This window comes from Aliivibrio thorii, from assembly GCF_057368585.1.
The window spans coordinates 2,820,843-2,840,339 of record NZ_CM170654.1 but is presented as its reverse complement, the minus strand read 5'-3'; the positions used below and the strand labels follow the sequence as shown (position 1 = coordinate 2,840,339).

Below are 19,497 nucleotides of genomic sequence, written 5' to 3'. Positions count from 1 at the left end.
TTACTTCACGTTTTTGCTAAAAATCTCTATTTGCACATATTGTTTTATTTTAAGCAAAAGGAATTTGTCTAGTGAAGCGTAGTATGTGTTTTTCGAGACGCTGTATAGTCAACAATCAGCTAATTAAAATTTGGTCAATTATTAGCTGGAAACGTTACCAACTGTTTACCTCAAGTACTGTAACTCCATCGCTTAGTCTCGAATTTCATGTATTCACGTGTTTAACTGGATTCAAAGTTTCTTAGTGAATATGAATTGAAAGTATTGAGCTGGTCTCTTTATACTGGTCTGTAACGAAGATAAGCTATAATTATTGAGCTTATTTTTAGGAAGGCTAAATCTATTATTCGTCGATAATGTGCACGATGCAGGGTCCGCGCATGTTATTTACGCAGTGATTTCTAATATTTCGGGATATAATTTTTTAAAATAGCTTGAATTCGAAGTTTAGAAATGATCTTATACTGTTAACAAAACAGAAGAAGACAAAATAATGAATTACGACGAGTTTAAAGACCATTTTAACATCAGGGTCCGCGCATGTTATTTACGCAGTGATTCCTAATATTTCGGGATATAATTTTTTAAAATAGCTTGAATTCGAAGTTTAGAAATGATCTTATACTGTTAACAAAACAGAAGAAGACAAAATAATGAATTACGACGATTTTAAAGACCATTTTAACATATTAAGCGATACACGTCAGTCGAGAAAATCGACGTATAATTTCTTTGAAGTCATGTTCCAAGTGGTTACCGCAATGTTGTGTGGAATGAAGACCTGGGACGAGATAGATACCTTTGGTGAAGAGAATTTAACGTGGTTTAGAAAATTTAGCGATTACTCTCATGGAGTACCGAGTCACGATACCATTGCTCGAATAGTTAGTTTGGTTGACCCCGATGAATTTTCAATTTGTTTTACACGGTGGTGCAATGATATTCAGCATGAAAAATCATTAGATACGACTCATGTAGCGATTGATGGGAAATCATTAAGAGGAACATATGACTATAGTAAAAACAAATGCTTAACTCATATGGTAAATGCTTATTCTGTTGATACAGGCTTGGTTTTAGGCCAATTAAAAACAGATTCCAAAAGCAATGAAATAACGACAATTCCTGAAATACTAAAGCTAATTAAAGTTAAAAACAGAATTATTAGTCTTGATGCAATGGGCTGTCAGAGAACAATTGCAGCAGATATTGTTAATAGAGAAGGTGATTACTTATTAGCAGTGAAAGGTAACCAAGAACGCTTACGTAATATGTTTTTAAATAAATTTTCTTTTGCTCAACTTGCTCATTTAGAGTGTGATAAATTTGAAACGGAAGAAGTCGGTAAGCGCGGAAGAAAAATGGTTAGGTCTTATTATGTTGTGCCATTTACAGAAGCATTTGGAGACTTCTCTGTTGATTGGGACGGTCTAGAAAGTTTATGTATAGCAGTGACTTATAATAAACATAACAAAAGTAACTCAGGGTCTTTAGGTATTAGATATTTCATATCATCTAAGAAATTATCAGCAGAAGAGTTTGGTAAATTATGCCGAGGCCATTGGGGTGTAGAAAGTATGCATTGGTGGTTGGATAGCGTAATGAAAGAAGACGACAGTAAGATAATGTATCAGCATGCTGCAGAGAATTTATCTAGGATCCGCCAGATGTGTATGAACTTCATAAAATTGGTGGATTTAAAAGGAACGTTAAAGAAACGGCAGTTGAAATGTGCACTTAATACAGACTTTAGAGAGATGGTATTATTTGGCACTTAGCTGTAATTTAACATTTTAGCAACTCATGCGTGGACCCTGATGCATTGGTGGTTGGATAGCGTAATGAAAGAAGACGACAGTAAGATAATGTATCAGCATGCTGCAGAGAATTTATCTAGGATCCGCCAGATGTGTATGAACTTCATAAAATTGGTGGATTTAAAAGGAACGTTAAAGAAACGGCAGTTGAAATGTGCACTTAATACAGACTTTAGAGAGATGGTATTATTTGGCACTTAGCTGTAATTTAACATTTTAGCAACTCATGCGTGGACCCTGCTTCTCTAGTCGTGATTATTTTAATATGTGGTTTAAATGTATTAAATTCCGAATAGACCAGCGTTTCAATGATTTATCGTTATGTTAAGGTTTTGTGGTTAAATAAGTTCGCTATATTATGAGATTTTAATTTGTTTTTTCATGGTCTTACCAGTGGGTTGGCTCTTAATGAATGAAAGAGTTAAACTCAATTTGTAGTTTTTAAAATGGTAATATTGTTATCATTATAATGTAGTTAGAGGTTTATTTGAAAATATTGCATTTTTGTTCCTACTATATAGGCTCCAAAGTTTATCGAGAGTTTTTCTCTGCATTAAATAGTTCATCTAAGGTTAAACAAACTGTTTTTATACCTATTAAAAATAGAAATGATATAAGAAATAATATACTTAATGAAAAGAGTATATCTTATAATCATGTTAACTGTTTGTCCATTTTCACTCGTCTTCTTTATTCTTATAAATTATTTAAAATTTTTATGTCGGCTTATAAAGAGTATCGGAACGCTCATTTTGATGTTGTTCATGCACATACGCTTTTTGCTGATGGCATTCCTGCTTACTTGTATTCTAAGTTGACTGGTAAGAAACTGATAATTACATTAAGGAACACCGATGTAGGGTTAGGGTTTAGGTTTTATCCACAATATTATTGGTTGGTCAAAAAAGCGTTGAGTTATAGTGATAAAATAATATTTATATCCCATGGGCATAGGCATAGTTTTGAAAAAAAGTTTGGTCTAGATTTTGCCAGAAAGACCGTTGTTATTCCTAATGGTATAGATGATTTTTTTATTGAACATTCTTTGTTGCAGAAGAATAGTATTAAAATTGAACCACATGCAATATATGTTGGCGCGATTGACAAGAACAAAAATATCTATAACGCTATAGTTGGTTTTTCAAAAGCTGTAGAAGGCTTGGACTGGAAATTTACTGTAATAGGAGGAACTTATCACGATTATAAAAAAGTATATGGTACTTTGGATGATAACTTGTTTGATAAAGTTCGTTTTATTGAAAGAACCTCGTCAAAGCCAGAGTTGTTAAGTTACTTTGACAGTTCAACTGTTTTTATTATGCCTTCGCGCACAGAAACTTTTGGGTTAGTTTATTTAGAAGCCATTAGTCGATGTATACCTATAGTTTACTCTATGAATCAAGGCATAGATGGTACTTTTGAAGAGGGGGAGGTAGGGCTCCATTGTAAACCTAATGAAATCGAAAGTATTAAGAATGCGATTTCTAAAGTCATAAGCTTATATCCTGCTGGATTAGGTCCGTATAATAAGCATAATCCTGTAAGTGAATATAAATGGGAGAAAATTGCTGTTAATTATTTGAAAATAATTTATCAAGTTTGAATTAATTAGGCGTCACGTTAATGAAAATATTATATTTACACCAATATTTCGCAACTCCAAATTCTAAGGCTGGAACTAGAAGTTATGAAATGGCTAAACGTTTTGTTGCTGCTGGCCACGAAGTTACATTCGTAACAACTTCGGCGGCTCTTATAGATAATTACTCTTTTAAGTCTGGTTGGAATGAACTGGTAATTGATGGGATAAAGCTACATGTTTTAGACTTACCATATTCAAATAAAGACTCATTTATAAAGCGTATTTATAAATTTATTCAATTTTCTTTGTTTTCAACAATTAAATCGTTAAAGCTTTCCTGCGATGTCGTTTTTGCTACTAGCACTCCTTTGACCATTGCTATACCGGGGCTTATTTACTCTAAATTAAAGAAAAGACCTTTAGTTTTTGAAGTAAGGGATTTATGGCCTGAATTACCAATTGCAGTCGGGGCAATTAAGAACCCAATTGTTATTAAGTTTGCAGAATGGCTTGAAAAATATACTTATAAAAACTCAAAGAGGCTAATCGGTCTTTCACCTGGAATGTGTGAGGGTATTGAACGTCATGGTATTAATCCTCGCCATATAACCTTAGCGACAAATAGCTGTGATACGGAACTATTTGATGTTTCAAAAGATATTGGCGAACGCTATATTGATAAAAAGTTGCCTTATTTGAAGGGGAGGAAATTAGTTGTCTATACGGGAACCTTTGGTTTAATTAATAAAGTTGGTTATCTACCTAAACTAGCAAGTGCGGTAAAAGAAATAGATAGCAATATCTGCTTTATTGCAATTGGCGATGGGATGGAAAAAGAAGCTGTTATTAGTGAGGCTGAAAAGCTAGGTGTTTTGAATGATAACCTATATATTCTACCACCAGTACCTAAAACTGAAATTGTAGAATTGCTGTCTGCAGCAGAGCTGTCTTTATCCCTATTTGGACCTGTTCCTGAAATGTGGCATAACTCTGCGAATAAACTTTTTGATGGTTTGGCTTCTTCTACACCTATAGCGGTAAATTATGGTGGGTGGCAATATGAATTCATTCATGAGCACAAATGTGGGATAACACTAGATAGTAATGATATTGAACTTTCAGCTAAAAAAATCTCGCAATTTTTAGGTGATACTAGTGCATATGTTAGTGCAGTGGAGCGTTGTAAATACTTAGCATACAATAATTTTTCAAGGGATGTTATGGCGAAAAGGATAGAAAACACTCTGATGGATGCAATCAATGATTAAGCGTCTTGTTGATATTATAATTTCTATAATAGCATTATTCCTATTATTTCCTATTTTGTTTATTGTTAGTAGAAAGGTGGCTAAAAACCTAGGTTCTCCTGTATTATTTCGCCAAAAACGCCCAGGCTTAAACGGCAAAATCTTCGAAATGCAAAAATTTCGTTCCATGAGAGATGCCGTTGATTCACAAGGCAATACTTTACCTGATTCTGAACGTTTAACGCCATTTGGTGAAAAACTACGTTCGTCAAGTTTGGATGAGCTTCCTGGGCTATGGAATGTTTTGAAAGGCGATATGAGCTTAGTAGGACCTCGCCCATTACTGATTGAGTATCTTCCACTATATAATCAAGTTCAAGCTAAACGACATAATGTTCGTCCTGGTATTACAGGGTGGGCACAAGTTAATGGACGTAATGCTATCTCTTGGGAAGAAAAGTTTAAATTAGATGTATGGTATGTCGAAAATCAATCATTGTGGCTAGATATTAAAATCCTTTGTTTAACAGTAAAGAAAGTCTTTGTTAAAGAAGGTATCACTGCTGAGGGGCATGTGACAACTGAAGCATTTAAAGGCACGAATAATGATTAAAGGTACGATATATAACTTGGCTAAAATTGTTAGTTCAAACAATTTAACTCTAGGTGAAAAAAGCCAGATTGACGATTTTTGCTTTATTAATGCAGGAAGAAAGACTGAAATTGGTCGAAATGTTCATATTGCGTCTTTTACTACCATTGTCGGTGGAGGTGAATGTGTTATAGGTGATTTTGCTGGATTGAGTGCAGGGTGTCGAATAATCACTGCTAGTGATGATTTTTCTGGTCCTTATTTAACGAACCCCACTGTCCATGAAAACTTCACAAATGTGAAATCAAGTAAAGTTGAAATTGGCCGCCACGCGATTATTGGTACAAACAGTATTATCTTTCCTGGGGTTACTATTGGTGAAGGTTGCGCAGTAGGTGCTGGTGCAGTTATTCGTAAAAGCTTGAAACCTTGGACTGTTTACGCAGTTGTTGATGGTAGATTGAAAGAACTAAAGAAAAGAGATATGGAAGCAGTGTTAAATGTAGAGCGTAAATATCTGGAGAGTGAGCATGCTTAATACTCCGTTTTCCCCTTGGCCTTCTTTTACTCAAGAAGAAGCTGAAAAAGTTAGTCAGATTCTATTATCTAATAAAGTTAATTATTGGACTGGTCAAGAAGGCCGAGAATTTGAAATAGAATTTGCAGCTTGGGCTAGCTGTGAATACGCTATTGCTCTTGGCAATGGAACTTTGGCTCTTGATATTGCATTAAAAGCTTTTGCTATCGGTGAGGGTGATGAGGTAATTACTACTTCAAGAACCTTCTTAGCTTCAGCTTCGTCGATTGTTACTGCTGGTGCAAATCCTATTTTTGCTGATGTAGATCTTAACAGTCAAAATATCACAGCTCAATCTATTGAAGCGGTACTAACCGAGCGAACTAAAGCGGTCATTGTTGTTCACCTTGCCGGTATGCCCGCCGAGATGGATGCAATTATGGCGCTTTCTGAAAAGCATGGCTTCAAAGTAATTGAAGACTGTGCTCAAGCGCATGGTGCTAAATATAAAGGTCGCAGTGTCGGTACGATTGGTCATATTGGTGCATGGTCTTTTTGTCAAGACAAAATCATGACTACAGGCGGTGAAGGCGGTATGGTGACTACGAAAGATAAAGAGTTATGGTCGTTTATGTGGTCTTATAAAGATCATGGCAAAAGCTATGATGCTATTTATAACCGCGAACATCCACCGGGTTTCCGTTGGTTACATGAAAGCTTTGGTACTAATTGGCGAATGATCGAAATACAAGCAGCTATTGGTCGTATTCAATTATCTCGAATGAAAGAGTGGACAAATAAGCGCCAATTAAATGGTAAAGCGATTGATAATGCAGTAAATGATTTAAGCGTAGTTCGTACTGTTCAAGTCCCTGACTATATTGAGCATGCAGAATATAAGCATTATCTTTTTGTTCAACCTGAAAATCTTAAAGAGGGTTGGACACGAGATAAAATTATCGATGCTATTGTTGAGCAAGGTGTGCCTGCGTATCAAGGAAGCTGCTCTGAAGTGTATTTAGAAAAGGCATTTGATAATACGCCATGGCGACCAAAAGAACGCTTAAAGAATGCAGTAGAGCTTGGTGAGACAAGCCTAATGTTTTTGGTTCATCCTACGCTACTTGATTCAGAAGTAGCGAAAACTTGTGAAGTAATTCGAACTGTTTTATTACAGGCTCAAAAGTAGTATTGCTTTTTATGTATTAAATCCCAGAATTGTGAGTTCTTCACTATAATTTCTGGGATTTTTTATACCCTCATTTTAACATAGCTCTTGTATATCCATACTATAAAAATAATACGGTTTTCTATGCATAACTTTAATGTCATTTGGTCACTTCCTCGCTATAAAAAACGCTTAATCAGCTTAGTTATTGATTTCTTTTTTATTGCACTCTCTTTTCTTGGTGCTTATTGGGTTCGTATTGGACAATTTAAGGTTTTACCTTCAATAGAAAGCCAGTATGTTTTAGTTAGCACTGTAATCTTAACCTTACTTATATTCACAAAGTTAGGCCTATATCGAGCTGTATTAAGATATTTAGGTTTACATGTACTTGCTTTAGTTGGGTTAGGTACTGCCTTATCTGCTATTGCGATGGCAGGCTTAGCATTTTGGTTTGATGCTGCAATTCCGCGTTCTGTTCCTATTATCTATGGTGCATTTTTAGCTATTTCTGTTGGAGGTAGCCGTCTTATTATTCGTAGCTTGGTTGCACAATCATCAAATAAAGCAGGTAATCCCGTATTAATTTATGGTGCGGGCAGTGCGGGTCGTCAGCTAGCGTTAGCACTCCGTCAATCAGAGACTCATAAAGTCGTGGGTTTTGTTGATGAAGATGTCACATTGCAAAATACTATGATGATGGGGTTGTATGTCTATACAACAGAAGATGCAGAAAAAATCATTGTAAAATATAATGTAAAGCAGATATTACTAGCGATACCAAGTGCGTCTCGTCGCCGTCGTAAAGAGGTGATTGATACTATCTCTTTATTACCTGTTGAGATACTGACGGTTCCTGATATGTCCGATATTGTTGCGGGTAATGCAAGTATTGATGAGTTAAAAGATGTCTCTATTGATGATCTGTTAGGTCGTGATCCCGTTGCACCACAGCAAGCCTTAATGGAAGCAAACATTAAAGATAAAGTGGTTATGGTAACAGGGGCGGGGGGCTCTATTGGCTCTGAGTTATGTCGTCAGATTGTTCGTAACAAACCTAAAGCGTTAGTCTTATTTGAGTTATCTGAGTTTGGTTTATATCAGATTGATAGAGAGCTATCTTTGCTTGTTGAAGTAGAGGGTTTAGATATTCAAATTATTCCTCTGCTTGGTTCGGTTCAACGTATTAATCGTTTATCAAAAGTAATGGGAAGCTTTAAAGTTCAAACCATTTATCATGCCGCTGCCTATAAACACGTACCCTTGGTTGAATATAACGTCGTTGAAGGGGTGCGTAATAACGTATTTGGTACTAACTACACAGCGCGTGCTGCCATTGAAGCAAAAGTAGAGTCGTTTGTTTTAATCTCAACGGATAAAGCGGTACGCCCAACGAATGTGATGGGCACGACTAAGCGTATGGCAGAATTAGGACTGCAAGCGTTGGCAGAGCAGCAAAATAAGATCCGTGCAAAAGACGCAAGTGCAGGTACGAGTTTTTGTATGGTGCGTTTTGGTAATGTATTAGGCTCATCTGGCTCTGTTGTACCGGTATTTAAGCGTCAAATTGAAAACCGAGAACCAATCACAGTTACGCATGAAGAGATCACGCGTTTCTTTATGACGATTCCTGAAGCGGCACAGCTTGTTATCCAAGCGGGTGCTATGGGCAAAGGCGGTGATGTGTTTGTTCTTGATATGGGGGAATCGGTTAAGATTGTGGATTTAGCTAAGAACTTAATTCTCCTTTCTGGTTTGGAAGTAAAAGATGAATCTAACCCATACGGTGATATTGAGATTAAATACACAGGCCTACGTCCAGGTGAAAAGCTGTATGAAGAGTTATTGATCGGTGACAATGTCGATTCAACCGCGCATGAGCGAATCATGACGGCTCATGAAGATTTCTTACCACTTGATGAATATAATTTGTTGTTGGATAAGCTAGATACGGCATGTCATGATTTTGACCATGAAGGGATACGTCAGTTGCTTCTGGATGCACCGACTGGTTTCGCGCCAGTTGATGGGATTGGTGATTTGGTGTGGAAGGCACAAGATCAGACGCCTTCGGCTTGAGACGAGCTTCGCTCTTGAGAACGCTGCGCTGAAGACGCAATAAATTGCTTGAGGAAGTTAAAAGAAATAGCTTTTGCTCTCCTTAAGTATTGCGTCTCTAGGACGAAGTCCGTCTTAAGCGAAGCGTCCTCAAGCAACTTGTTGCGTCTACTCCATTCCCTTATAATCCCCTAAGATAAATTCTCCTACAGGATAAATAATAATGAAAATTGCCATTGCAGGTACAGGTTACGTTGGCTTATCAAATGCAGTGTTGTTAGCACAACATGATGAAGTGATTGCGGTTGATATTATGGCTGAAAAAGTTGAGCTGATTAACAACAAGCAATCTCCAATTTCTGATGTAGAGATTGAAGATTTCTTAGCTAATAAGAAGCTGAACCTGATTGCTACTTTAGATAAAGAGTTGGCTTATAAAAATGCTGAGTATGTGGTGATTGCTACACCAACAGATTATGATCCAGCGACTAATTACTTTAATACGGGCTCTGTAGAGGCAGTAATTAAAGAGGTAATGGCAATTAACCCAAATGCGGTAATGGTGGTTAAGTCGACGGTTCCTGTTGGGTATACTGAGCGTATTAAGCAAGAATTAGGTTGTGAAAATATTATTTTCTCTCCTGAATTTTTACGTGAAGGTCGTGCGTTGTTTGATAACCTTCATCCGTCTCGCATTATTGTTGGTGAACAATCGGAGCGTGCTGAAGTTTTTGCTAATTTGCTTGTTCAGGGGGCAATTAAAGAAAATATCGAGGTCTTACTCACTCATTCTACAGAGGCTGAAGCGGTTAAGTTGTTCTCTAACACTTACCTTGCTTTGCGTGTGGCGTACTTTAATGAATTAGATTCTTACGCTGAAGCTCATGGTTTAGACGCTCGTCAGATCATTGAAGGGGTTGGTTTAGATCCTCGTATTGGTAATCACTACAATAATCCATCGTTTGGTTACGGCGGTTATTGCTTACCTAAAGACACTAAGCAGTTGTTAGCTAATTACCAAGAAGTGCCAAATAACATTATTGGTGCGATTGTGGATGCTAACCGCACACGTAAGGATTTTATTGCTGACTCTATTATGAAGCGTAATCCAAAAGTTGTGGGTATCTATCGTTTAATTATGAAAGCGGGTTCTGATAACTTCCGTGCCTCTTCGATTCAAGGCATCATGAAACGCTTGAAAGCCAAAGGCATTGAAGTTGTGGTGTATGAGCCAGTACTGAAAGAAGCTGATTTCTTTAATTCTCGTGTTATTGAAGATTTAAATGAATTTAAGCAAGTGTCTGATGTGATTGTCTCAAATCGTATGATGGAAGAGCTGGCAGATGTTGAGGGTAAGGTTTATACCCGCGATTTGTTTGGTAGTGATTAAGGGATAGAGCAGGGCTCAGGGCTCAGGTCTCAGGTTTCAGGAAGATCAAAAGCGAATACACCTGAAACCTCTGCGCGTAGCGTCCTGAAACCTAGTTTTTTATAACCAACCCCTCCCAGCCTCCCCTTATATTGATATTTTTAGCCAAGTGACTAATAGCGATAAAGGGGAGGAGCCCAAAAGCGGCTGTGGCACTTGCTTTTGCTTCCATCACCAAACTTGCTATACTTTCATCCATATTTAGTCATGTTAGATTATTAATTAGTCAGTTAACGTCGTGGAGGTGGGATGAAAGAGCAAGTTAAAAAACTCATTGAAGAGATAAATAGAATTCACAAAGAGTTTTCAGAGTCTTGCTTTGATCAGGGGATATTTGAGCAAGTGAAGTTATCTAGGACAATCTCGAACGTTCCTGTTTCTCATATCTATAAATACCGCTTAGTGCTTCATGAAAGTATCAATGATTATCTTATGACTTCCCATATTGAGTTGAAATACTTTTATCGAGTAAAAACAAGAGAAAGTATCGACGATAAAATTGCACGTTATAGTGAGCGTGATAATCAATACCCGGTGAACAATTGGCTCAATGATATTTTTGGGGCAAGGATTATATTAACCAAGCCTGAGATCGCAGAGGTGATGGAAGAGTTGGATAACTGGCAAGATGAACTTGGGTTGAAAAACTGGTATTTGCGCGATAAGGAAGGTTATAAAGGCCTTCACATCTATTTTAAAAATAGAAGTAACTTTTACTTTCCGTGGGAGCTTCAAATTTGGGATAAAGAAGATTTGAGGTCGAATGTCGAAAACCATGAGAAGTTTAAGCGAAGCTTTATGTAAGGTTTATCACGACTACACTGCGAGACTAGAAACGATACGCTGCGCTGACTAGAGACGATAAAAGCAAAAGCGGGTACAGCGTTTGCTTTTGATCTTATAGGAGCGAAGCGGTCTCGTTTCTAGTTAGCGCAGCGTATAGTCTTAAATCATTTATAACCAACCCCCTCTAACTCCCCCTTGTATTGACTCTATCTATCTCATTATTTTAGTGTTTAAGGGGGAGAACTTTCTTTGGTGCTGTTCGTTCAGCGAGTACCCCTGAAGCCTCTGCGCGTAGCGTCCTGAATCCTATTTTTTGCTCTTTAATTAACCACAGTATATACTCATATTTACCTGTTTATTCTTACAGTAGGCTTAGCATGACGTATCTCACCGACAAATACCTCAATCCGTTTACAGACTTTGGCTTCAAAAAGCTGTTTGGCTCTGAGGCGAATAAAACCATCCTTATTGATTTTTTAAATACCTTATTAGAAGGCGAAGAGTCCACCATTGTTGATCTTACTTTTATCTCTAATGAGCAGTTAGGTAAGCAAATGGTCGATCGTCGAGCGGTGTTTGATATTTACTGTGAAAACGAGAAAGGCGAGAAGTTTATTGTTGAGTTACAGAAATCCAAGCAAAATTTCTTTAAAGATCGCAGTGTGTTTTATTCGTCATTTCCTATTCAAGAGCAGGGACAAAAGGGTAATTGGAACTTTGAATTAAAGGCCATTTATACCATCGCTATTTTGGATTTTGTCTTTGATGAAGATAAGGAAGACAAAGAAAAGTACTTTTACAAAGTGAAGTTATCAGATGTAGATACCAATAAGGTGTTCTACGATAAGCTCACCTTTATTTACCTTGAGATGCCCAAATTTACCAAGCCGTTAGCGGAGTTGAATACGCATTTTGAGCGTTGGATGTATGTGTTTAAGAATTTGGATTCATTGCAAGCGTACCCTGAGTCACTCACCAGTGGTATTTTCAAATCTTTCTTTGCGGAAGCCGAATTAGCACAATTGCCGTTAGATAAACAAAGAGAATATGAGAACAGTTTGAAGTATTACCGTGATTTAAATAATGTAATAGATACCGCGTTTGATGATGGTAAGGAGCTAGGTAAGGCCGAGGGTATAGAGCAAGGTAAGGCTGAAGGGGAATATAATAAATCAGTCGAGATAGCTAAGAATCTGTTGAGTTTGTTAGACAATGAGACAATAGCTGCAAACACGGGTTTGAGTGTTGATATTATTCAGAGTTTGAGAAAGTAAACTCAGTAAGAATAGATCGGAAGCGGGATTCTGAGCTCAGGGAGAGCAAAAGCGAGTAAACCTGAAGCCTCTGCGGGTAGCGTCCTGAACCCTAGTTTTTTATAACCAACCCCTCCCAGCCTCCCCTTATATTGATATTTACTGCCAAGTGATTAGTTCGATAAAGGGGAGGAGCTAAGATCAAAAGCGATCACTTCTGAATTCTGCCAGTGAAGCGATCGGAGCACTGCTTTTGCTCTCCTTAAGCGAAGCGTCTCAAGGACGAAGTCCGCCTTAAGCGTAGCGCTCTAAACTCTGTTATAGTACCCAAATAAACAGCAATAATGGATTGAGTATGATTGATTCTATCGTTAGTTTGGCCAAAATGGATGAGAGTATTGAACTTGTATGGCTATACGGCTCACGCGCTCAAGGCACGCATCATCAAGAGAGTGATTTTGATTTAGCGGTGGCATTTAATGATCATTCGTTATCTACTTTTGCTTTGCGAACTCGCCCTGAGTGTTTGGCCATAGAATGGGCTGAGCATTTGAACCTACCCTTGAATAAAGTCAGTATCGTAGATATTAATCACATACCGATAGCCCTTGCATTTAACGTCATTGAGTACGGGAAACTGATTTATAACAATAATCCTCTTCTGTTTTATAAAGAGCTGAATCGCATTAGCTCAATGTTTGAACATCAATTAATTGAAAGCAAAAGAAGTGCATCGTATGAATAAAGGTCTTGAACTATATCTCGCGGAAGTTGAGTCTCATAAAGAAAAATACCTAAAATAGTTAAATGAACTTCGTTTTGATCTTAATCAGTCGACCTTAAAAAGTCGTGATTATTTAGCTGCTGAGCGCTTATTGCAGGTTTTTACTGAAATGTGTATTGGATTATCTAAGCACATGGTAAAGAAAATCCAAAATAAAAGCCCAACTGAAGCCTATCAATCATTTTCTTTGCTAAAAGAGCATGGCCTAATTTCTAGTAATGAGTTACGTACGTGGAAACAGATTATTGGTATGCGTAATGGTCTGGTGCATGATTATTTAAATATTGATTTATTGATTGTTGAAGATATTTTACGTGAAGGCCATTATCAAGCTCTTGCCGATTTTACGGAGAAGGCGGTCACTTTTTTATTGTCTGAGTAGAAGTGATAAGAGCAGAATTCAGATCGGTCGCGGGCTCCCTTGCTGAGCTCAGAGGTGATCGTTGTGAAACTAGATATTATGCGCTGTGTTTATTTGATACTGTGAGATTAAAAGCGAGTTCCCCTGAAACCTCTGCGCGTAGCGTCCTGAAGCCTAGTTTTTAGTTTTTTATAACCAACCCCTCCCAACCTCCCCTTATATTGATATTTTTTAGCCAAGTGGCTATGGCGATAAAGGGGAGGAGCAATATTGTGAGCGCGGTAATTTTAACGATCACTTCTGAATTCTGCCAGCGAAGCGATCTGAGCACTGCTTTTGCTTTCCTCAAGCGTAGCGTCTCTAGAACGAAGTCCGTCTTAAGCGAAGCGCTCTTAAGCAACTTGTTGCGTCTATCTCTTATGCTATAGTATCCAAATAAACAACAATAATGGATTGAGTATGATTGATTCTATCGTTAGTTTGGCCAAAATGGATGAGGGTATTGAAGCTATGTGGCTTTATGGCTCACGTGCAAAAGGGAATGCGAGTAAAGAAAGTGATTATGATTTGGCTGTATTGTTTCGACAATTTGAGCAAGATCCACTACAGAGGCGAACTCGGCCTGAATGCTTAGCTCTTGATTGGGTTCAGTCACTTGGGTTGCCTGAAGGAAAAATTTCAGTATTAGATATTGAGATTGCCCCTATTCCGTTAGCGATGGCTGTTTTAACCACTGGTCGTCAGTTGCTATCACGAAATCAGTCTAAAGAGTTGTTTGTAACACAGCGAATCTTGTCTAAATGGGAACTTGATTACCAATATCATTATAAAGTCTATGGATAATACTTATACACAATCGATGAAAGAGCATGTGGCACTTGTTATTTCTGAGCTTGAAGGGCTACACGAGATCCTTGCTGAACGTCCTTTTAATCGTTATGAATATCGTGCAGCGGAGCGAACTATTCAAATTTTAATAGAAGCATGCATTGGTATAGCTAAGCATTGGAGTAAAGCAGTTATTGGTGTTTCCCCTGCTGATGCTTACAGTGCTTTTCAGCGCTTGCAAGATCATAATATCCAAGAAGTGATAGCAACGGATTGGAAGCCGATTATTGGTATGCGTAATGCTCTAGTGCATGATTACCTCAATATTGATCAATCAACGGTTGAATTTATTATTAGTGCGCGAAAGTTTGATGATTTAGAAAAATTTGCTATGTCTGGACTGGATTATTTAGCGCTGAACTAGTTTTCAAGGAGGGCGTTTTTGATCTTCCTAAAACCTGAAACAGTAGAGATGTAAGAGCTGAATTCAGAGCTTGCTTTTGATTTTATAGCAGCGAAGCGGTCTAGCCTCTAGTTAGCGCAGCGTATCGTTTATTGTTATAGTATATTTATTAATCAATTCTTTGAGGTGTACTTATGAATGAAACAGTAAATAAAACAGGATTATTTGATTCTCATTCTTTTGTTAAAGGACTAATGGAAAGAGGAATGGATGAGAAGCAAGCCGAGTTTCTTGCTGAGCAGCAAAGGGCCATTCTTGATACACAGATAGCAACAAGAGCGGATATTTATCAAGTTGAAAAGAATTTAGAAAAAAGAATTGAATCAAATTCAAATAAGATTTTAGCGGTTATAGCTATTGCCGTTGCTTTTTTAGCTTTATTTTTAAGCTAATTTGAAGAGAATAATTCAGATCGTTCCCAGCCTCCCTTTCAGATTCGTGGCCTTTATTCAAATTTTTCATATTTAATTTTCTTAGAGGTCGATTAAAGGTAGAGTATTGTCATCATTCTCAACCGTATCACAGCTATGACTACTGTAATTCTTTCTTCTTTAACGACCACACAATCTACGAAAACAAAAAAGAGTAAGCTTAATCAACTATGGAGCGATGTTGAGAAAAAGCGGCAACGTAATCAACGTTATCAAGCTAAATTAGATGATTTTTATCACTACTTCAAAACGTCCACAGAAGAGCAAGAGCAAGAAGTTTGTTTTGCGGCTGAGAAGTGGATTCATCATTTGTTTTCTTTTATCCCGCGTAAAACAATTAAAGGGGCGCAACGTGAAGCGCTGTACGATTGGATACAAGAAGAGTTGACCGTTTTAGAGGCGAACCCATTCAATACGGTTAATACGACAGAGTTACGTGATACTTTTACTGAAGCGCTTATGGCTGATTCATCAAATCAATCTGAAACAGATTCGATCACAGATGAGGAACTAGGTTATTTTCGTGAAGAGATGTCTATGATGCTCGGTTATGATATTGATATCAGTGATGAAGAGTTATTGGAGATGGTTAAGGAACCCCAGAAGTTTCATGATTATCTGCAAGAGTTAATAGCAGAAAAAATGGAAGGTGAGCACTCAGAAGGAGAGGACGAGATTGATTGGGGAGCAGATGGCTTTTTCTCTGAAGAGAATGGTCAAGCAAATGTTGACTCGTCACATAATGAGACCAGTAAAGCGTTTTTTAGCGATAAACAGATAACGAAGCTCTATCGCCAGTTAGCAAAGCAGCTGCATCCCGATAGGGAGATGGATGAAGTCAAGAAGTCAGAAAAAAGTGCTTTAATGCAGCAATTATCACAAACCAAGAAAGATAAAGATGTGATTGCTTTACTATTGATGGCTCAGCAGTATCTTCCTAATCATGAGATGGTGATGGATAAAGATATGATTGAGCGTTTGCAAGCGACGCTTAAAGAAAAAATTAGACAATTAAATATCGAGCATCAAGATCTTCAATATGGTAATGATTTAAAGAGTGTTATTTGGCAAAAATTTGGTGGTGGTAGCAAAGCGGCTCGTGAAAAAGAGTTAAGACAGTACCGAGATACGTTACTGAGAGAAACGAAAGCGTTATTTGAAAAGTGCCAAGAGATAAAAACAGTTAAACAATTACAGTTGCATTTAAAAGATCGAGTTAATGCTTCTCGCTTTGGGGCTCAATTTTTGAGAATGGACCCTTCAGAGTTGTTTGGTTTCGATGACGATTGGTTTTAATTTCTCAGTATTAACTATGCCGATTTTATGACTATAATGTTTAAGGGAGAGAGCAGAGTTTAGGTCTCAGGTTTCTGGAAGATCAAAAGCGAGTACACCTGAAACCTCTGCGCGTAGCACCCTGAATCCTAGTTTTTTATAACCAACCTCTCCCAGCCTCCGCTTATATTGATATTTTTAGCCAAGTGACTAATGGTGATAAAGGGGAGGAGCTGTATTGTGAACGCGGTAATTTTAACGAGCACCTCTGAATTCTGCTAGCGAAGCGATCTGAACTCTGCTTTTGCTTTCCTCAAGCGTAGCGTCTCAAGGGCGAAGTCCATCTTAAGCGTAGCGCCCTTAAGCAACTTGTTGCGTCTACTTCAATCTTATGACCTTGACTCCCAGTCAGGACCATAGGACCGCTCTTCCGTTCTTAAAAAAAGGATTTTCATGAACTACGATATCTTCAACGGTGACGCTGATGGCATCATCGCACTTCTTCAACTTCGTTTAGCGCATCCTCAAGAGTCTCAACTTATTACTGGCGTTAAACGTGACATCAATTTAGTAGCTAAAGTTGATGCTAAAGCCGGTGATAAGCTGACCGTTCTTGATATCTCAATGGAAAAGAACATGGTAGCTCTAGAGCTCGCTTTGGTCTCAGGCGCTGAAGTGTTTTATGCAGATCACCATCGTGCGGGTGATGTTCCTGAGCACGAGAATCTATCTGCTCATATCGATTTAGATGCCAATACCTGTACTGCCTTAATTATTGATAACCTATTAGATGGCCAGTTTCACGCATGGGCGATTACGGCTGCTTATGGTGATAATTTAATTGCTAAAGCTGATGAGTTGGCGGATATAGCTGGTTTATCTGTTGAGCAAAAAATACAATTAAAAGAGCTTGGGACATTAATAAACTATAATGGGTATGGGGCGAGAGTTGAGGATTTACATTTTTCTCCGGCGGTTTTATATCAAATGTTGTTAAAATACGCCTCGCCTTTTGATGTGATTGCGGATAAAGCGTCGCCTTTCTATCAGCTACAAGCGGCGTATCAATCCGATATGGATAACGTCCTTGCGATTAAAGCGCAGCACAAAAGTGAGAAACTGGGTTTATTTGAGTTACCAAATGAGGCATGGGCACGTCGTATTAGCGGTGTTTATGGTAACTTGTTAGCTAACCAATCTCCTGATTCAGCTCATGCGGTTTTAACGAAAAATGCAGATGGAACATATATGGTTTCGCTACGCGCACCGCTGAATAATAAACAAGGTGCGGGTGAGATCTGTAGCTTGTTTGATACGGGTGGCGGGCGTGAAGCGGCGGCGGGAATTGATGCGTTGCCGAAAGAGAGAATTGTTGAGTTTATTACTGCGGTTGAAGGGAAGTATTAAGGGCATATTCAGGTCGGTCGCAAGCTCCCTTGCAGAGTTCAGAGGTGAGCGTGGTTGTAGCAACGATCACAATACGGTTCCTCCCCTTGATGGATGTATTATTGAGATTAGTAATGTAGATATAAGGGGAGGCTAGGAGGGGTTGTTAGTGATGAAGTTTAGTTTATCTGTATCATTAAATATGGTGAACCAACCCCCTCTAACTCCCCCTTGTATTAACGCTATTGATCTCATAGCTATAGCGTTTAAGGGGGAGAACCTTCTTTGGTGCTGTTAGTTCAATAAGTCCCTGAAGCCTGCAAGCGAAGTGTCCTGAAACCTAGTCTTTAGTTAGCGCAGCGTATAGACTCTTATTCAATAAATTTAAAACAGAGAAAAACAATGAACATATTAGTCACTGGCGGAATGGGTTACATCGGTAGCCACACATGTGTACAAATGATTGAAGCGGGCTTAACACCAATCATTCTAGATAACTTATACAACAGTAAAGAAGTGGTGCTTGATCGCATTGAAGCTTTGGTTGGTGTAAAACCTAAATTCTATGAGGGTGATATTCGTGATCCTCAAATCTTAGCGACCATCTTTGCTGAAAACCAAATTGATAGCGTGATCCACTTTGCTGGTTTGAAAGCAGTAGGTGAGTCGGTTGAAAAGCCAATCATGTATTACGATAACAATGTATCGGGTACGTTGGTGTTGGTTGAAGCGATGCGTAAAGCGGGTGTGAACAGTATTGTATTTAGTTCATCTGCAACGGTTTATGGTGATCCTGCATCTGTGCCGATCAATGAAAACTTCCCAACATCAGCAACGAATCCATATGGGCGTAGTAAGCTGATTGTCGAAGAGTGCCTAACTGATATTCAAAAAGCGCATCCTGAAATGAGCGTAACTCTACTTCGTTACTTTAACCCTGTAGGCTCTCATAAATCAGGAACTATGGGTGAAGATCCACAAGGTATTCCAAATAACCTAATGCCATTTATTTCACAAGTTGCGGTTGGCCGTCGTGAATTTTTATCAGTTTTTGGTGATGATTACCCAACAGTAGATGGTACTGGAGTTCGTGATTATATCCATGTAGTGGATTTGGCTGATGGTCACTTAGCTGCACTAAAATACAAAGGTAAAGAAGCGGGTCTTCATATTTATAATTTAGGTACGGGTAAAGGCTACAGTGTGTTACAGATGGCAGAAGCTTTCTCTAAAACGGCTGGTGTTCCTGTTCCTCATAAAATAGCACCACGTCGCCCAGGTGACATTGCTGAATGTTGGGCTGACCCAGCTAAAGCGCGTGAAGAGTTGAAGTGGGAGGCTAAATTGTCTCTTGATGATATGACAGAAGATACGTGGCGCTGGCAGTCGAATAATCCGGAAGGGTATTAAGAGCGGAAGAGCAAAGGCGGGGTAAGAGCGGTCCTTTGGTCCTATGATAAAGGCTTAAAGAAAGAGTAGGGTTCAGATCGGTCGCAAGCTCCCTTAAAGGGTTCAGAGGT

The 19,497-nt window shown here is 38.4% G+C and carries 19 protein-coding genes; all 19 read left to right on the top strand.

Going from position 1 to position 19,497, the window contains the following annotated elements; all coding sequences use genetic code 11:
* The first annotated feature begins 653 nt into the window (after positions 1-653).
* The 19 genes from AC2IP4_RS13095 (at position 654) to galE (ending at position 19,387) form a co-directional block, all read left to right on the top strand.
* Positions 654-1,778, top strand: a complete 1,125-nt coding sequence (locus tag AC2IP4_RS13095; RefSeq protein ID WP_486310362.1) for an ISAs1 family transposase — start codon at positions 654-656, stop codon at positions 1,776-1,778.
* A 63-nt stretch (positions 1,779-1,841) separates the two neighbouring features.
* A complete protein-coding gene (locus AC2IP4_RS13090) occupies positions 1,842-2,018 on the top strand; it encodes a hypothetical protein (RefSeq protein ID WP_486317125.1) in 177 nt (58 codons plus the stop codon).
* 286 nt (positions 2,019-2,304) lie between these two features.
* Positions 2,305-3,420 carry a glycosyltransferase family 4 protein gene (locus AC2IP4_RS13085; RefSeq protein WP_486310360.1) on the top strand — a complete coding sequence of 372 codons (1,116 nt, stop codon included), beginning with the start codon at positions 2,305-2,307 and terminating at the stop codon, positions 3,418-3,420.
* Between the two features lie 20 nt (positions 3,421-3,440).
* Positions 3,441-4,667, top strand: a complete 1,227-nt coding sequence (locus AC2IP4_RS13080; RefSeq protein ID WP_486310359.1) for a glycosyltransferase family 4 protein — start codon at positions 3,441-3,443, stop codon at positions 4,665-4,667.
* The gene (locus AC2IP4_RS13075) at positions 4,660-5,259 is read left to right on the top strand and encodes a sugar transferase (RefSeq protein WP_486310358.1); all 600 of its coding nucleotides are present in this window, start codon (positions 4,660-4,662) and stop codon (positions 5,257-5,259) included. The genes AC2IP4_RS13080 and AC2IP4_RS13075 overlap by 8 nt, the downstream gene beginning before the upstream one ends.
* Positions 5,252-5,776, top strand: coding sequence for an acyltransferase (locus AC2IP4_RS13070; RefSeq protein WP_486310357.1), 525 nt, complete (start codon positions 5,252-5,254; stop codon positions 5,774-5,776). Before AC2IP4_RS13075 ends, AC2IP4_RS13070 begins: the two co-directional genes overlap by 8 nt.
* Positions 5,769-6,944, top strand: a complete 1,176-nt coding sequence (locus tag AC2IP4_RS13065; RefSeq protein ID WP_486310356.1) for a DegT/DnrJ/EryC1/StrS family aminotransferase — start codon at positions 5,769-5,771, stop codon at positions 6,942-6,944. The genes AC2IP4_RS13070 and AC2IP4_RS13065 overlap by 8 nt, the downstream gene beginning before the upstream one ends.
* Before the next feature lie 123 nt (positions 6,945-7,067).
* Positions 7,068-9,002, top strand: coding sequence for a polysaccharide biosynthesis protein (locus AC2IP4_RS13060; protein ID WP_486310355.1), 1,935 nt, complete (start codon positions 7,068-7,070; stop codon positions 9,000-9,002).
* A gap of 202 nt (positions 9,003-9,204) precedes the next feature.
* Complete coding sequence (locus tag AC2IP4_RS13055; protein WP_486310354.1) at positions 9,205-10,371, top strand: nucleotide sugar dehydrogenase; 1,167 nt, start codon at positions 9,205-9,207, stop codon at positions 10,369-10,371.
* Between the two features lie 288 nt (positions 10,372-10,659).
* Positions 10,660-11,214 (top strand): nucleotidyltransferase family protein, encoded by a 555-nt coding sequence (locus tag AC2IP4_RS13050; RefSeq protein WP_486310353.1) that lies wholly within the window; start codon positions 10,660-10,662, stop codon positions 11,212-11,214.
* Positions 11,215-11,573: 359 nt separating this feature from the next.
* Positions 11,574-12,470: an Rpn family recombination-promoting nuclease/putative transposase gene (locus tag AC2IP4_RS13045; protein WP_486310352.1), complete on the top strand. Its 897-nt coding sequence runs from the start codon at positions 11,574-11,576 to the stop codon at positions 12,468-12,470.
* Positions 12,471-12,804: 334 nt separating this feature from the next.
* On the top strand, positions 12,805-13,194 hold the full coding sequence (gene mntA, locus AC2IP4_RS13040) for a type VII toxin-antitoxin system MntA family adenylyltransferase antitoxin (RefSeq protein ID WP_486310351.1): 390 nt from the start codon (positions 12,805-12,807) through the stop codon (positions 13,192-13,194).
* Positions 13,195-13,342: 148 nt separating this feature from the next.
* On the top strand, positions 13,343-13,615 hold the full coding sequence (hepT, locus tag AC2IP4_RS13035; protein ID WP_486310350.1) for a type VII toxin-antitoxin system HepT family RNase toxin: 273 nt from the start codon (positions 13,343-13,345) through the stop codon (positions 13,613-13,615).
* Positions 13,616-14,053: 438 nt separating this feature from the next.
* Complete coding sequence (gene mntA / locus AC2IP4_RS13030; protein ID WP_375321603.1) at positions 14,054-14,437, top strand: type VII toxin-antitoxin system MntA family adenylyltransferase antitoxin; 384 nt, start codon at positions 14,054-14,056, stop codon at positions 14,435-14,437.
* Positions 14,430-14,846 carry a type VII toxin-antitoxin system HepT family RNase toxin gene (gene hepT, locus AC2IP4_RS13025; RefSeq protein ID WP_130046177.1) on the top strand — a complete coding sequence of 139 codons (417 nt, stop codon included), beginning with the start codon at positions 14,430-14,432 and terminating at the stop codon, positions 14,844-14,846. The genes mntA (AC2IP4_RS13030) and hepT (AC2IP4_RS13025) overlap by 8 nt, the downstream gene beginning before the upstream one ends.
* Before the next feature lie 173 nt (positions 14,847-15,019).
* Positions 15,020-15,277, top strand: a complete 258-nt coding sequence (locus tag AC2IP4_RS13020) for a hypothetical protein (RefSeq protein WP_375321604.1) — start codon at positions 15,020-15,022, stop codon at positions 15,275-15,277.
* Between the two features lie 105 nt (positions 15,278-15,382).
* On the top strand, positions 15,383-16,612 hold the full coding sequence (locus tag AC2IP4_RS13015; protein ID WP_486307285.1) for a J domain-containing protein: 1,230 nt from the start codon (positions 15,383-15,385) through the stop codon (positions 16,610-16,612).
* A gap of 432 nt (positions 16,613-17,044) precedes the next feature.
* Positions 17,045-17,998, top strand: a complete 954-nt coding sequence (locus tag AC2IP4_RS13010; RefSeq protein WP_486310349.1) for a DHH family phosphoesterase — start codon at positions 17,045-17,047, stop codon at positions 17,996-17,998.
* 381 nt (positions 17,999-18,379) lie between these two features.
* On the top strand, positions 18,380-19,387 hold the full coding sequence (gene galE, locus AC2IP4_RS13005; RefSeq protein ID WP_105056784.1) for a UDP-glucose 4-epimerase GalE: 1,008 nt from the start codon (positions 18,380-18,382) through the stop codon (positions 19,385-19,387).
* Positions 19,388-19,497: the final 110 nt, after the last annotated feature.